General features: G+C 59.7%; 9 protein-coding genes. 6 read left to right on the forward strand and 3 right to left on the reverse strand.

Going from position 1 to position 15,648, the window contains the following annotated elements; genetic code table 11:
• The first annotated feature begins 2 nt into the window (after window positions 1-2).
• From FHK95_RS10000 to FHK95_RS10010, 3 genes are all read left to right on the forward strand, one after another.
• Window positions 3-6,356, forward strand: a complete 6,354-nt coding sequence (locus FHK95_RS10000) for an Hpt domain-containing protein (RefSeq protein WP_150304462.1) — start codon at window positions 3-5, stop codon at window positions 6,354-6,356.
• Window positions 6,349-7,326 (forward strand): chemotaxis protein CheB, encoded by a 978-nt coding sequence (locus FHK95_RS10005; RefSeq protein ID WP_235906758.1) that lies wholly within the window; start codon window positions 6,349-6,351, stop codon window positions 7,324-7,326. The genes FHK95_RS10000 and FHK95_RS10005 overlap by 8 nt, the downstream gene beginning before the upstream one ends.
• A 171-nt stretch (window positions 7,327-7,497) precedes the next feature.
• Window positions 7,498-7,974 carry a chemotaxis protein CheW gene (locus tag FHK95_RS10010; protein ID WP_150304463.1) on the forward strand — a complete coding sequence of 159 codons (477 nt, stop codon included), beginning with the start codon at window positions 7,498-7,500 and terminating at the stop codon, window positions 7,972-7,974.
• A gap of 20 nt (window positions 7,975-7,994) precedes the next feature.
• Here FHK95_RS10010 and FHK95_RS10015 read toward each other — a convergent pair whose 3' ends face one another.
• Both FHK95_RS10015 and ompR read right to left on the reverse strand, forming a co-directional pair.
• On the reverse strand, window positions 7,995-9,302 hold the full coding sequence (locus tag FHK95_RS10015) for an ATP-binding protein (protein ID WP_235906759.1): 1,308 nt from the start codon (window positions 9,300-9,302) through the stop codon (window positions 7,995-7,997).
• Window positions 9,299-10,015 carry an osmolarity response regulator transcription factor OmpR gene (ompR, locus tag FHK95_RS10020; protein WP_150304464.1) on the reverse strand — a complete coding sequence of 239 codons (717 nt, stop codon included), beginning with the start codon at window positions 10,013-10,015 and terminating at the stop codon, window positions 9,299-9,301. Before ompR ends, FHK95_RS10015 begins: the two co-directional genes overlap by 4 nt.
• Window positions 10,016-10,268: 253 nt before the next feature.
• Between ompR and FHK95_RS10025 the strand changes: the two genes are divergently transcribed.
• From FHK95_RS10025 to gshA, 3 genes are all read left to right on the forward strand, one after another.
• Window positions 10,269-12,623, forward strand: coding sequence for a Tex family protein (locus FHK95_RS10025; protein WP_150304465.1), 2,355 nt, complete (start codon window positions 10,269-10,271; stop codon window positions 12,621-12,623).
• Between the two features lies 1 nt (window position 12,624).
• On the forward strand, window positions 12,625-13,026 hold the full coding sequence (locus FHK95_RS10030; protein WP_150304466.1) for a PaaI family thioesterase: 402 nt from the start codon (window positions 12,625-12,627) through the stop codon (window positions 13,024-13,026).
• A gap of 69 nt (window positions 13,027-13,095) precedes the next feature.
• Window positions 13,096-14,667, forward strand: a complete 1,572-nt coding sequence (gene gshA, locus FHK95_RS10035; RefSeq protein ID WP_150304467.1) for a glutamate--cysteine ligase — start codon at window positions 13,096-13,098, stop codon at window positions 14,665-14,667.
• Between the two features lie 427 nt (window positions 14,668-15,094).
• Here gshA and FHK95_RS10040 read toward each other — a convergent pair whose 3' ends face one another.
• Window positions 15,095-15,499, reverse strand: coding sequence for a flagellar basal body-associated FliL family protein (locus tag FHK95_RS10040; protein WP_235906760.1), 405 nt, complete (start codon window positions 15,497-15,499; stop codon window positions 15,095-15,097).
• Window positions 15,500-15,648: the final 149 nt, after the last annotated feature.

The raw sequence follows: 15,648 nt of genomic DNA on the forward strand, positions 1-15,648 counted from the left end.
ATATGGGTGATCGGCATGATTATGTCGCCCTCGACTGGGTCAAAGGCGAAATTTCCGAGACATTGGGCCAGGCGCGACAGGCTCTGGAAGCTTTTGTAGAAAACCCCGAGGACTCAACACGTCTGCGTTTTTGCCTGACCTATATTCATCAGGTTCACGGCACGTTGCAGATGGTGGAGTTTTATGGCGCTGCGTTGCTGGCTGAAGAAATGGAGCAGCTGGCGCAATCCTTGATGCACGGCACTGCAAACCGTGAAGGGGAGGCGCTGGAAGTCCTGATGCAATCGATTCTGCAGATGCCCGCATACCTTGACCGGGTGCAGAGTGGGCGTCGGGACTTGCCATTGGTGCTGTTGCCGCTGCTTAACGATATGCGCTCGGCCCGCGGCGAAAAGCTGTTATCCGAAAACGCGCTCTTCAGTCCGGATCTGGGGGAGCAGGGCGGTATCGACATGTCGCCGTCCCCCGAGTTTGCCGATGAGCTGATCGTGATGCGCCTGCGCAGACTGCGTCAGGCTATGCAGACCGCTCAGGCCGGGATTATTCGGGAACAGAACGTAGCCGCCAATAGCCATCAGCTGGGCAGAGTCTTTGCGCGCCTGGAATCGCTTTTCAAGGGCGCTCCCTTTGGCGACCTGTGGACCATTTTCGCAGGTGTGGCCGAAGGCCTTGAGCTGGGCACCATCGAGACCGGTACCGCGATTCGCAATCTGTTGCGTGAGGGTGATCGTGAGCTTCGCAAGCTGGTGGAGAAAGGCATTGCCGCGCGCGGCGAGACCCCTCCTCCGGAACTGCAGCGCAATCTGTTGTTCTATGTCGCCAAGAGCCTGGGCAGCAGCCCAAGGCTGGATGCGCTCAAGGACCGTTACCAGCTGCGGACCCTGTGGACCCAGGCCGAACGTGATGCGCAGTCATCGGGCAGCCGATTGGTGGGCCCTGATCGCAGTGCGATGCAGTCAGTGGTGGTGGCGCTGGGCGAAGAGCTGCTGCAGGTCAAGGAGCGTCTGGACCTGTTCGTACGCAGCGATCGTTCCGAACTGGCCAATCTCAAGGCCTTGCTGCCGACCCTGAAGCAGATTGCCGATACGCTGGCGATGCTGGGTCTGGGTCAGCCCCGTCGTGTGTTGCAGGAACAGATTGTGCGGCTGGAACAGCTCGCAACCGGCGAAGCCGAGGCCAATGATGCTGCCTTGATGGACATCGCTGGCGGACTGTTATTCGTTGAAGCCAGCCTGCAGGGTGTATCAGGGCAGGAGCGCGAAGAACCCGCTGAAACAGAAGGCGAATCGGATTCCAGCCGCGCGCCGGTGAACCAGGATATGACCCAGGTGCATCAGCAGGTGGTTCAGGAAGCACGTAACGCACTGGAGCACACCCGCGATGCGATCAACGCTTTTATCGCCCATCAATGGAATCATGATCAGCTCCAGCCGGTTGACGAATGTCTGAATAGCGTGCGTGGCGGCATGGAGATGCTGGGATTGCAGCGCGCCGCCAATACGCTGGGTGCCTGCCGCTTGTATGTCACCGAGCAGCTCATCGCCACGCAGGCCATTCCCGAGTGGGAGGCGCTCGATGCCTTGGCCGACGTGATCACCAGTATTGATTATTACCTTGAGCGATTGGCAGAAGACGATAGCGACCGCGGCGACAGTATCCTCGCGGTAGCCGAAGAACGACTGGCAGTTCTGCACTACGATCCAGCAAGCATTGGCCGGCGCAAGGCCGAAGCCGAGATGCAGCCGACCCAAGAGACGCCTGCGCAGACCCCCGCGGTTGAAGCACTGGTTGAAGCGCCTGAGGACGTTGAAGAGCTGGATACCGAGCTGGTCGAGATTTTCATCGAAGAAGCCGGTGAAGTGTTGGAGGCCCTGGCCGAGTTCACTCCGATCTGGGAGGCCGAGCCGGAGAATCACAAGGCGCGTGCCGAAGTGCGGCGCTCCTTCCACACCCTCAAGGGCAGCGGTCGGATGGTGCGGGCCGGGGTGCTGGCGGAGTTGTCCTGGTCGGTAGAAAACATGCTCAACAAGGTGATAGAGCATAGCGTCGAACTGACGCCGTCGGTGTTCGCTGTCATCAATGCCGTCCGCGAATTCATGCCGCGTCTGGTGGATGACTTTGCTGCCAATACCCAGCAGCAGCTGCCTGAAGTCATCAGGTTGACGGCGCAGGCCGACGCGCTAGCCAAAGGCCTTGCACTGCCCGAGGATGAGCTTGAGCCAGCGCCGCTGGTAAACGCAACAACAGAGCTGAACGACATCGAGCGCGCCGAAGACACGGCTGATGTTGATGACGCGTTGTCAGAAAGCGAGCAGTCAGAGCTTGAGCCGGACCAGCATGAACACACCCTTGAGGGGATTTCCGATTCCGGCGAGGTTGAACACCTGGAAGAGGAGTGGGTCAGTGAACAGCTAGGCTCCGAGCCGCTGATCGCTGCTGACGACGTCGATGTTCCGTCGCCGGCAGACGAAGGCATGGCGGATGACGAACAGGCTCATCCTCTGGAAGCGGTTGACCAGGCTGAGACGCTGCAGACGGCGTTTGACCCGACTGCCCAGAACTCTCCCATTGATGCCGATGCGCTGCCAGCAGCCGAAGCAACTGAAGCCGAAGCGTTAGCCGACACCACGTCCGGTATGGATCCGTTGTTGCTGGAGATTTTCAATAACGAAACCCGAGTTCACATAGAGGAACTGCGCCGGTTCATCGCACTCTGTGACGAGTCCGTGCCGCAGCCGATTAGCGATGCCTTGCAGCGTGCGTTGCATACCCTGAAGGGTAGTGCGCACATGGCCGGCATCCAGCCGATCGCCAGGCTCGTTACCCCGCTGGAAAAACTGGCGAAGGACTTCAAAGGCAATCTGATCCACGCGGATGCTGCCGTGGCAGCGCTGTTGGGTGAAGCCGTCGATATGATCGAGACCGGTTTGAAGCAGCTGCCGTCGGATCCGGAGCGCGCTATCGAAGGGTCCGAGAGCTTCCTGGAACGGGTTCGAGCGTTGCACGCCGAAGGGCTCAGTCAGCTCGAAAGCCGTCGCTCGGATGCCGAAGACAGCCGTGACAACGAAGCGGGGCTGCTATCGATTTTCCTCACCGAGGGCATTGAGCTGTTGCTGGACGCAGCGGAAGCACTGCAGGCCTGGCGTCGTGGCGAAGGGGAGATCGACGGATACGGTCTGGTTCGCAGCCTGAGAGAGCTGGGCGAGGTCGCCGGCGATGTCGAACTGAATGCACTGGAAACCTTGTGCCAGCGGCTGGAAGAAGTGCATGAAGCTATTCTCGATGGCCGCTTGCAGCTCGATGATGGGGTCGCACTGGCGCTCGAGGCCGCGCATGACCGCTTGATTGTAATGATGGATCAGGTGGCGTCCCATCAATTCGTGGTACCTGCCGAGAGCGAGTTGAACGCGCTGCAAGCACTGTTTGTGGATGAGCGCTCGCCGGCAGCCATCGCCTCGCCGATTGAAGCAGACACCACCCCGGCGGCCGACCCACTGTCGGAAATGGTTTCCCAGGAACTGCCTGACGAAACGCCGCCGGGTATGTGGCATCCACGCGAAGCGGTCACGGATCACGAACTGGTCGATATCTTTCTGGAAGAGGCGCAGGAGATCGTCGAAAGTTCAGGCGAGAGCCTGCGTACCTGGCTTGACGATACGGGCAATAACATCGCGGTTGAAGCCCTGCAACGTGACCTGCATACCCTGAAAGGCGGCGCACGTATGGCCGAGATACGTCCGGTCGGCGATCTCGCGCATGAACTGGAGTTCCTCTACGAAGGGATTTGTGAATTCCGCTACCAACCCAGTGAGCATCTTGCCGCATTGCTGCATGCCTGCCACGACAGTCTCGCGGATATGGTCGAAGGCGTTGTGGCTGGGCGCCCGATCAGTGATGGATCGGGTTTGATTGGTGCCATACGCACCTACCGCGCGCATCCGGATCAACCGGTCGAATTGCCGTCTCGCGATACCGCGGCACAGTCCGAATTCAATGTGCAGGCGTCGGGCTTGCCCGCCGCTGTGTCGCCATCGGCATTCTCCCAGCCCATGCAGGGCATGCTCGCGATGTTCCTCGAGGAAGCGCGTGAGTTGCTCGAGCCCTGTGCGGCCTTGTTACAGCGCAAGGATGAGGACCCCAGCGCGGCTCACGATCTGTTGCATCGCGTGCAGACGCTGAAAGGCAGTGCCCGACTCGCCAACCAGCATGATCTGGCCGAACAGGCGAAATTGCTGGAAACCGCGCTACACGAAAGCGAACCCGACCAACTGGAACTGTTGGGACGTTCGCTGAACGAGCTGCAGGGCGCTATCGAAATGCTTGCCTCGGGTCAGGAATTGTCGGCGATCGACTGGTCTTTGACTGCGCACAGCCAACCCGGCAGCGTGACCTCCTCCAGCAAGACCACGGAAACGCCGCGCGTCATCGATTCCGGAAAAACTTTGGCGGACGTCAAGGCGATCCTACAGCAGGCGATGGAAGCCGGAGACGAGCGCCGCACGAGCAGCCGCAACGGCGCGCAGGAAACCGTCAAGGTGCCTGCCGGACTGCTCGAGGATCTGGTGAACCTGGCAGGTGAGACCTCTATCTTCCGTGGCCGAATCGAGCAGCAGGTTACTGATCTGAGCCATACGCTGCTGGATGTGGAAAGTACTATCGATCGGGTGCGCGACCAGTTGCGCCGGTTGGATATGGAAACCCAGGCACAGATTCTTTCGCGACATCAGGAAGAGATCGAACAAGCCTATGAGGAATTCGATCCGCTGGAAATGGACCGTTATTCCCAGCTGCAGCAGTTGTCACGTTCGCTGTTCGAATCGGCATCGGACTTGCTCGACCTGAAGGAAACCCTCGCGTCCAAGAGCCGCGATGCGGAAACCCTGTTGATTCAGCAGGCGCGGGTGAATACCGAATTGCAGGAAGGGTTGATGCGTACCCGCATGGTGCCGTTCGATCGGCTGCTGCCGCGGATGCGCAGGGTCGTCAGACAGGTCGCTGGCGAATTGGGTAAACAGGTGGAACTGGTGGTCGGTAACGCTGAAGGGGAAATGGACCGCAGCGTGCTGGAGCGCATGATCGGCCCCCTGGAACATATGCTGCGCAATGCGGTAGATCACGGGATCGAGATGCCAGCGGGTCGGGACGCTGCCGGCAAGCCGGAAGAAGGTCGCATTACCCTGGATTTGCGCCGTGAAGGCAGTGAAATTGTGTTGCAACTGGCCGATGACGGTCGCGGCATCAACCTCGATGCGGTACGCCGCAAGGCGATCGAGCGAGGCCTGCTGGACTCCGATGTCGAGCTCTCGGATGACGAAATCCTGCAGCTGATTCTCGAGGCAGGCTTCTCCACCGCGGACAAGATTACCCAGATATCGGGTCGCGGCGTCGGGATGGATGTCGTCAATGCTGAGGTCAAGCAGCTCGGTGGCAGCATGTCGCTGGTCAACGAGCCGGGCCAGGGCACGGCATTTACCATCCGCCTGCCATTCACGGTTTCTGTGAACCGCGCACTGATGGTGTATTCAGGTGATGACCTGTTTGCCATTCCGCTGAATACCATTGAAGGTATTGTCCGTGTTTCGGGTTACGAGCTGGAGGCCTATTACGCTCCGGATGCGCCGCCCTTCGAATACGCTGGCAAGCCCTATGACCTGCGTTACCTCGGTGAATTATTGGTCACCGGCCAGCAGCCCCGGCTGACCGGTCATTCACTGCCGCTGCCGGTGATTCTGGTACGCGGTGCCGAGCACAGCATGGCCGTTCAGGTGGACGCGCTGGCTGGCTCGCGGGAAATCGTGGTGAAGAGTCTTGGCAAGCAGTTTGCCGTGGTGCCGGGTATCTCGGGTGCCACCATCCTCGGTGATGGACGGGTCGTGGTGATCCTCGATCTGTTAGCAGTCATTCGCGCCCAGCAGGCCTTGCATTCCCAGCAACGCTTGGCCGCAGAGCGTGCTCAGGCCCTCGCTGCGCCGGTGGATGAGCGTTCGACGCTGGTCATGGTGGTGGATGATTCGATTACCGTTCGCAAGGTCACGACGCGCTTGCTTGAACGTCACGGTATGGAGGTGGTTACGGCCAAGGACGGGGTAGAAGCGATTGCCATGCTGCAGGATATCCAGCCGGACATCATGCTGCTGGACATCGAGATGCCGCGTATGGATGGCTTCGAAGTGGCCACACTGGTGCGTCACGATGAGCGGCTGCAGGATCTGCCAATTATCATGATCACTTCCCGGACCGGTGAAAAACACCGTGAGCGGGCGCGGTCTATCGGCGTCAATAATTACCTCGGCAAGCCCTACCAGGAAACCGAGCTGCTTGAGGCAATAGGCAAGCTGGTTACCATTCGTGAATGAGACACCGGTACCTGCGCCGGCCATTGCCTTGCTCGCCAGTCAGCCAGCCAAGCGAAAGCTGCTGGCTGAGGTGCTGGGCGAGTTCGGCTACCGGGTAGTCTTCGCCAACGAGCCTGAGCGGCTGGATTGTGCCCAATTGGCGGCGGTGAGTACTGATGCCTGGTTGCTTGAACTGTCCGAAGAATCGGTACTGGCTGAGTGGCTGCTCGAGCATAGTCCGGTCCCGGTTTTGTTGGGAACGGGGGAAGTGCCCGACCGGCACAGCGAAGACTACCCACGCTGGAAACGCAGGCTGTATAACAAGTTGCAGCCCTTATTGGGTAATCCTCCGGCGGGTCAGGCGCCGAGTATGTCGGTCGCTACCCCAAGCCCATCTGGTTTGCCTGCTGCCCGTTGTGTCTGGTTGTTGGCGGCGTCGCTGGGTGGCCCCGCAGCGGTAAAAAGTTTCCTGGATGCCTTGCCGGCCGATCTGCCGGTGGCGTTCATTTACGCACAACACATTGATCAGGGCTTCGAGTACAAACTGCCGCAAATATTGGGTCGTCATAACGACTGGCGTTTCTTTAATTGTGAGGAAGGTTCGCGCCTGCACGAAGGCGAGGTGATGGTCGCGCCTATCAGACGTGCGATCGAGTTTGGTCCCGGCGGTGAGGTGCGGTTGTCTGATCAGCCCTGGCCGGGCGCCTACCAGCCAGCGATAGAGGTGTTACTGGATGAGCTCGTCAAAACATTCAGTCCGGATTGTGGCGCGATCATCTTTAGCGGCATGGGTGAAGACGGCGTAGCCGCGTGCGGTCGGATGCACGAAAAAGGCATGCCGGTCTGGACTCAGAGTGCGGAGAGCGCGGCCTGCGCCACCATGCCCCTGGCCGTTCAACTGGCGGGGTTCAGTAGCCGACAGGGCTCACCCGAAGAGTTGGCCATGGCAATGCGGAATTGGATCGATCAGGAGTTACTCGTGGCACTCTAGCGCGGTCAGGCTGCCATCGCGCCATGATACGGCGAGCATCCGCAAGAAGGTGTCGCAGCAGGAGCTGAACCCTAATCACCTGCCATACCCCGTCTGCTGTGACTGGGCGGGCAACAGGATCGCGGTCAAAGGTCGACAGGCCCGGGATCACGGAACAATCGAGAGGACAACATGGCAACGTCAGACGCATTGGAAAGCTTGAATGGGCTGGTCGTACCGCTGGCTACGAAGCCGCTGTTATTGCCCAACGTCGCAGTGGCGGAGCTAGTCGGTTATCGCCTGAGCCAACCGGCTACGCAGGGGCCTGAATGGTTTCTCGGCTGGACGACATGGCGCGACCAGCTGGTGCCCTTGATCGATCCGGAACGTCTGCTCGGGCAGGCGTCGTCAACTGATAGCGCCGCACAGCCACGCACGCTGGTGCTTAACGCGCTGGGTGGCCGGTCCGGTCTGCAGTTCATCGGCATGCGCATCTGGGCCATTCCCCGTTCACGCAAAGTTATTCGCGGCGAGATAGAAACCAGAGGCGAGGGCAGTGATTTCGTGCTGCAAGAGGTGAGCGTTGGTGAAGATACTAATACCATGCTGATCCCGGATCTTCTGGCCGTTGAACAGGCGCTGGCCGATACCGGATTGCTGCGCGCCTGAATCTCGAAAGATTTCACTTATCAATCCGCAACGGGAAGACTGAACCGGGCTTCGGTGCCACCGCCGCCGCGATTGAGTAGCTGTACCGTTGCGCCATGCGTGTCCGCGATGCGCTTGACGATGGCCAGGCCTAGCCCGGTTCCCTTGGTGGACCGCGCTCGGTCTCCGCGGGTGAAGGGCGTAAATAGCGATTCCGATTCAGCTGGCTCGATGCCGGGCCCTCTGTCCAGCACGGCGATGACCAGATAACGCTGGGTCCCGGTGCGGGTTTCATAGGTGCAGACTTCGACGCCGGCGCCACCATGCTTGAGTGCATTTTCGATCAGATTGGTTATGGCGCGCTTCATGGATAGCCGTCGCAGCGGCGTGGCGGGCACGGGCTCAAGGCATAGGCGAACTCTTTCCTCGCCGGTATTGAGCGGCGCGACCACTTCGCGAATCAATTCATTGATATCCGCCGGCTCTACTTTTTCCGCATTACCATCGCGGATGAAGGCCATGAACTGATCCAGTATCGCGTCCATGTCTTCGATGTCTCTGATCATGCCCTCCGTGAGTTCAGGATCGCTCGACGACAGCATCTCGGTAGACAAACGCATGCGCGTCAGCGGGGTGCGTAGATCATGCGATACGCCAGCCAGCAGCAGTGTGCGGTCACGGTTGGCCTGTTCCACGTCGTGGGCCATCTGGTTGAAAGCGCGATACACCTCGGCGATTTCCGCCGGTCCTCCGGTATCCAGCAGACGGATCCGCTGACCGCGTCCGACTCGGCGTGCGGCCAGCTCCAGTACTTTCAGGGGTCTGTTCAGCTGGCGAACAAAGATCCAGGCAGTGGCAGTGGACAATACGCCGATCGACAGCAGCCAGGTCACTACCCACCAGATGCGTTGGCCCCGTAGCGGATGGGCGTAGAGCGGGACTTTGAGCCAGTAGTCGCCGTAGTTGGCCTGATGAATCCAGATGGCCGGCTCTTCGTGGGTGCGAACTCTCACCAAAGTGCGGTCGCCAAGTTCGTCCCGCACCTGGTTGGTGAAGATGCCGGAGTAGGGCCAGTGGATTTCACCCGGCGGGACTTTGTCCTCCGTCACCAATCCCATGCCCGTCATGCGCTCGAGATCAGCGCGCGCTTCCGGGTTGGCGGCCCAATAGGCATGCACCAGCATCGCGGTGCCATGGCTGTATTGGCGGTCGACCAGCAGGTCTTCGTTGCTCATCAGATAGACGATGGTCAGCAGTTTGGAGAACAGCGTGACCACCAGCACCAACAACAGCGTTCGGGCAAAAAAACTACGCGGCAGTAATGGATGCCAGCCGGGTCCTCCCTTCACTTGCCGTCCGGTACGAATACGTAGCCCACGCCCCACACCGTCTGAATATAGCGTGGCTTGGACGGGTCGGGTTCAAGCATGCGGCGCAAGCGGGAAATCTGCACGTCGATCGAGCGTTCCAGGGCGTCCCATTCGCGGCCACGTGCCAGCTGCATCAGCTTGTCGCGGGTCAAGGGTTCGCGCGGGTGTTGAACCAATGCCTTGAGTACGGCGAACTCCCCGGTGGTAAGCATATGGACTTCGTCACCGCGCTTGAGCTCGCGGGTCGCCAGGCTGAGAACGAACTCGCCGAAGGTGACTTCGTTGTCGTCCGCGCTGGGGGCGCCTGGCACCTGAGGTGATTGACGGCGCAACACGGCTTTGATGCGCGCGACCAGTTCCCTGGGATTGAACGGCTTGGGCAGGTAGTCATCCGCGCCCATTTCCAGACCTTCGATGCGGCTGGTCTCGTCACCCTTGGCGGTCAGCATGATGATTGGCGTGCGGTTGCCCTGATCGCGCAACCGTTTGCACGCGGTCATGCCATCCTCGCCGGGCAGCATCAGATCCAGAACGATTAGCGAATACAGCTCGCGGGCCAGCAAGCGGTCCATCTGTTCGGTATTCTCGACGGCGCGGACGCGGTAATCCTGCTCCGTCAGAAAACGCTCCAGTAGTCGCCGCAGCCGTACGTCATCATCGACAATCAGGATTTTTTCGCCTTCGCTATTCATGCCGTCTCTACCCGTTGAATGTGCCGTCATTGTGGCGTAAGCCGCCCTGTTTACTCATTGACCCTTGTTACAAATAATTTCCCAGCTGCACGTATTATAGGGATGTATCGCGTGGCGTTCGCAAAACCGTGCGCCAGCAATTATTCCTACACCTTAGCCCTTGATGGCCGTGGTTGCAGCGGCGGGTTTCCTCGTTTGGCGTGAGACTCGGTTATACTTCGCGGCTCGTTGAAAAAACTGGGTGCCCGTGCCGATGGAAAGTATTGCTTCACGAATTGCCAGCGAGCTGGCAGTTCGCCCCGAACAGGTGGTCGCTACCGTAACCCTTCTGGATGAAGGCGCAAGCGTTCCGTTTATCGCACGCTATCGGAAAGAAGTCACCGGCAGTCTTGACGATACCCAGCTACGGTTCCTGGAGGAGCGGCTGCGCTATCTTCGTGAGCTGGACGATCGGCGCCTGAGCATCCTCGCCAGCATTACCGAACAGGGCAAGCTGACGGCGGAACTGGAACAGAACATCCGCGAAGCCGATACTAAGACCCGCCTCGAAGACCTTTACCTACCGTATAAGGTCAAGCGCCGCACTAAGGGCCAGATCGCCATCGAAGCCGGGCTTTTGCCCTTGGCGGACCAGTTGTTTGACGATCCCACGCACGATCCCGCCCAGCTGGCGACGGCGTACGTCGACGCAGACAAGGGTGTTGCCGACATCAAGGCCGCCCTCGATGGCGCTAAATACATCCTTATGGAACGCTTCAGCGAAGACGCCGCCTTGTTGGAGCGTCTGCGTCAGGCCGTGCGCCAGGACGGTCGCCTGACGTCGCGGTTGGTTGCCGGGAAAGAGCAGGAGGGTGCCAAGTTCCGCGATTATTTCGAGTATGACGAAGCGTATCGCAACGTGCCTTCTCATCGCGCACTGGCCATTCTGCGTGGGCGCAACGAAGGCATATTGAGCATCTCCCTGCAGCTGGGCGACCCGGATGCACCGGCCAGTGCCACGCATCCCTGCGAAGGCATGATTGCCGACGCGTTCGGGATCACTGATCGGGGCCGCCCGGCTGATACATGGCTGGCTGAGGTGGTCCGCTGGACCTGGCGTGTGAAGCTGTCCGGTCATGTGGAGACCGAGCTGCTGGGTAACCTGCGCGAAGCAGCAGAAGATGAAGCGATCCGCGTGTTTGCCAACAATCTGAAAGACCTGCTGCTGGCCGCCCCGGCCGGCCCCAAGGTCACCCTGGCGATGGATCCGGGCCTGCGCACCGGCGTCAAACTCGCCGTTGTCGAGGCCACCGGTAAGTTGGTCGATACGGCGACCATCTTTCCCCATGCGCCCCGCAACCAGTGGGATCAGTCCTTGGCTGTATTGGTTGCGCTGTGTAAGACACATGGCGTGAATCTGATCGCCATCGGCAATGGCACTGCCTCGCGAGAGAGCGACAAGCTGGCCGGTGACCTGCTCAAGCTGTGCCCTGAATTGAAAATGCAGAAAATCACCGTGTCTGAAGCGGGCGCGTCGGTATATTCCGCCTCGGAACTGGCCGCCAAGGAATTCCCTGACCTGGACGTTACCTACCGTGGCGCCGTGTCCATCGCCCGACGTCTGCAGGACCCGCTGGCGGAACTGGTAAAGATTGAGCCCAAATCGATCGGGGTTGGCCAGTACCAGCATGATGTGTCCCAGCTGAAGCTGGCGCGCAGCCTGAACGCGGTGGTCGAAGACTGCGTAAACGCCGTTGGCGTGGATCTGAACACGGCGTCCATGCCCTTGCTTACCCGCGTATCGGGCCTGAACCCGACCATCGCGCAAAACATTGTGGACTATCGCGACGCCAACGGTGCCTTCGGCAGTCGCCGCGAGCTGCTCAAGGTTGCTCGCCTCGGCGCCAAGACCTTTGAGCAGGCGGCCGGCTTTCTGCGCGTCATGGGTGGCAGCAATCCGCTGGATGCTTCTGCAGTGCATCCCGAGGCGTATCCACTGGTCGAGCGCATCGCCGGAGAAACCGGCCGGGATATTCGCGGCTTGATCGGCGACTCTGGCTTTCTACGCAAGCTCGAACCGGCCAAATTTACCGACGAGCACTTCGGTATTCCGACCATCAACGACATCCTCATGGAGCTGGATAAGCCGGGCCGCGATCCACGTCCGGAATTCAAGGCCGCTGCCTTCCAGGAAGGCGTTGAGAAGATCGGCGACCTCACGCCTGGCATGGTGCTCGAAGGGGTTGTCAGCAACGTAGCCAATTTCGGCGCGTTCGTGGATATCGGCGTGCATCAGGACGGACTGGTGCATATTTCCATGCTCTCGAACCAGTTCGTCAAGGACCCGCGTGACGTGGTCAAGGCCGGCGATATCGTCAAAGTGAAAGTACTTGAGGTCGACGTGCCACGCCAGCGTATCAGCCTTAGTATGCGTATGGACGCCGAGCCCAGCGCTGCGGGACCGGGCGATGTCGCGTCGGCTGGGCCACGCAATGGCGACCGTCGCGCTGGACGCTCTGCTTCGCGGGGTACAGCCAAGCAGGGCGCATCAAATACTGGCGCTCAGCCCGCTGCGACTGGTACGTTTGCCAACCTGTTCGCCAATGCCAAAAACTTGAAGAAGCACTGATATGACTGAACATCCAAAGATGGTCGAGATCATGGAGAGCCGCATGAGCGCGTTCACCCAATCGCTCGGAGTCCAGTTTCATTCGATCGAGCGAGGCATTTGTGTGTTGCGTTTGCCCGTGCTGGAACACCATTTCAACTCGACCAACCGGGTACATGGCGGCGTGATTTTCAGCCTACTGGATTCCGCTATGGGCGCAGCGGCATTCAGCGTGCTGGAGTCACATGAGAGCACCGCAACCATCGAAGCCAAGATCAATTACACCCGCGCGGTGGTCGCTGGCGAGCTGGAATGCACCGGTAAAGTGGTGCATGCCGGCACGCGCACCATCATTGTCGATGGTGAAATCTGGCAGGACGGCGCATTGGTCGCCAAGTGTCTTGGTACCTTTGCGCGCATCTGAACGCTTCTATACTGATAAACGTCCGGTGCGCACTGTGTCACCGAATTCTACGCTCAAGGAGTGACAACCTTGTCACCAACGCTCAGCCAGTATCTCGAATTTCTTGGTCAGTCGGCCCGCCGTGAGCAATTGCTCGGCTTCAAGCATGGTATCGAGAAAGAAAGCCTGCGCATCACTGAAGGGGGTGTGCTGGCGCAGACGCAGCATCCCACGGCGCTCGGCTCGGCGCTGACGCACCCGACGATCACTACGGACTACTCCGAAGCGCTGGTAGAACTGATCACGCCCGTGTGTACCAGCATTGAAGGCTTGTTTGACAATCTGGACCGGATTCACCGTTTCACCTACAGCCAGCTAGGGGACGAGCGGTTATGGATCCAGTCCATGCCCTGTCTGCTGCCGGAGCGCGATCAGGACATTCCGATTGGCTGGTATGGCACCTCCAATATCGGCATGCTCAAACACGTTTACCGCCGCGGCCTGGCGATCCGTTATGGCAAGGCCATGCAGTGCATTGCCGGCATCCATTACAACTTCTCCCTGCCAGACAAGGTGTGGCAGTTGTTGCAGCAGCACGATGGTGACCAGCGCTCGGCGCAGGACTATCAGTCTGCGCGGTATATGGCGACGATTCGCAATTTCCGCCGCTATGCCTGGTTGCTGATGTATCTCTTTGGTGCGTCGCCGGCGGTATGCGCGAGCTTCCTGCAGGGGCGCGATCACAAGCTGCAGCGGCTGGGGGAGAAGAGTCTGTACCTGCCGTACGCGACCAGCCTGCGGATGAGCGATCTGGGCTATAACAACAATGCCCAGTCCGGCCTGAACATCTGCTATAACGGGCTCGATCAGTACATTCAGAGCATGCAGCAAGCCATCAGCATGCCCTACGCGCCGTACGCCGAAATGGGCACCCACGATGCGCAGGGCAACTGGCAGCAGCTCAATACCAATCTGTTGCAAATCGAGAACGAGTTCTACAGCCCGATCCGGCCCAAGCGGGTCACGCGCAGCGGGGAAAAGCCCGTGCACGCGCTGGCGTCACGCGGAGTGGAATATATCGAAGTGCGCTGTATGGATATCGACCCCTTTGCCCCGCTCGGTGTCGAGCCTGCCACCGCGCGGTTTCTTGACAGCTTCCTGTTGTATTGCGCGCTGGAGGACAGCCCGGAATTCGAGCCTGACGAATGTGAGGAAACGGGCGTGAACTTTGACCTGGCGGTCAAGCGCGGTCGGGAGCCAGGCTTGAGCCTCCATCAGAACGGAACGGATATTGCCCTCAAGGATTGGGGGTTGAGCCTGCTCGATGACATCGCTGCCTGCGCACAGCTGCTCGATCAGACGAATGCGACCGCCGATTTCAGTGACAGCCTGAAGCAGCAGCGTGACAAGCTGCACAACCCGGACCTGACGCCGTCTGCACGGGTGCTCACAGAAATAGAGCGCCACGGCAACAGCTTCTTCCGTTTCGCTCTGGCGCAATCGGAAGCGCACCGCGAGTATTTCATGGCGCGGCCGCTGGATGCCGAGAGCATGGATGCGTTTCGCCGTCAGGCGGAGGCATCCCTGACCGAGCAGGCCGCAATGGAAGCGGCGGATGATGTGGATTTTGACACTTTCGTTAGGACCTACCTGAGCCAGTAACGTCGGCTAGCCAGCCTTCTCAATGGCGGAGCCTGTCCTGAAATGGCGGGCTCGCGCTGCCCCTAAGTAGACGAGTCCGGTTCTGGTGACAGTCCGAGGTCAGCTGCCGCGAGGGACAGGGCCGCGCCGACACGCTGCAAGTACATCCCTGTAAGCTCGTCGATGACATCCCTGTGATCGCAGGGTCGGCTCAGCCCTGTCGCCTGGCTTCGTATGAACATTTTAGTTTCCGGAAGGCACAACCCAAACGGGTTTATTTCTCTGCATCACGCCGATGCTCGATCAAGCTCGCCGGCTGTCAGGGTGGCGCAAGTGTCGAAAACAGGGATGTTTTCGTCAAGCCCCCATGGATGGGTTCACCGCGTCTTGCGCCACCCTGACAGCCGGTGGGCGACTGACGCGCGATATTAGATGCGGCACTTCCAGCTCACTGCGTAATGAGATTATTGAACAGCAGATCCGTGACCAGCGGCTGGCCTTCCTCTTCTTCCAGCACCTGCTGGACCGCTTGCAGTGCTTCGCTGCGCAGCTGCTCCTTGCCTTCCAGTCCGGCCAGCGCGTCCGGGGTCTGGCGGGCAAAGAGCGTGACCAGGGTGTTGCGTATCAGTGGGTCGTGATATTCGATACGTGACACCGCCGCGTTGTCGCTGGCACGTAGCGCCACGTCGACCTTCAGGTATTGCAGGCGGGGGCCGGGGCCGATGGTGCCTATGAACGAGGGCTTCAAATCCACATAGGGGGAGGCGGCAGGCGTTTCAGTCGCCGCCTGGGCCGGTAGCGCCACGCTACATGTCAGTGCCAATGCCAGCAATGCCTTCTGCAATCCTTTCACTTCAACTACTCCGCTGGGTTTGATACAGCATATCCGAGCGTGGCAGCAGCGCCAAACCATTATGCCCGCCGGTCTTATGCATGCTGATCAACCACAGACATGGTAATTGACCAGGGTGCCGTCGAAGCCGCTAGACTGTTGAAAAACCG

Origin of the sequence: Pseudomonas saliphila, assembly GCF_008638345.1 — a bacterium.
Classification (GTDB): domain Bacteria; phylum Pseudomonadota; class Gammaproteobacteria; order Pseudomonadales; family Pseudomonadaceae; genus Halopseudomonas; species Halopseudomonas saliphila.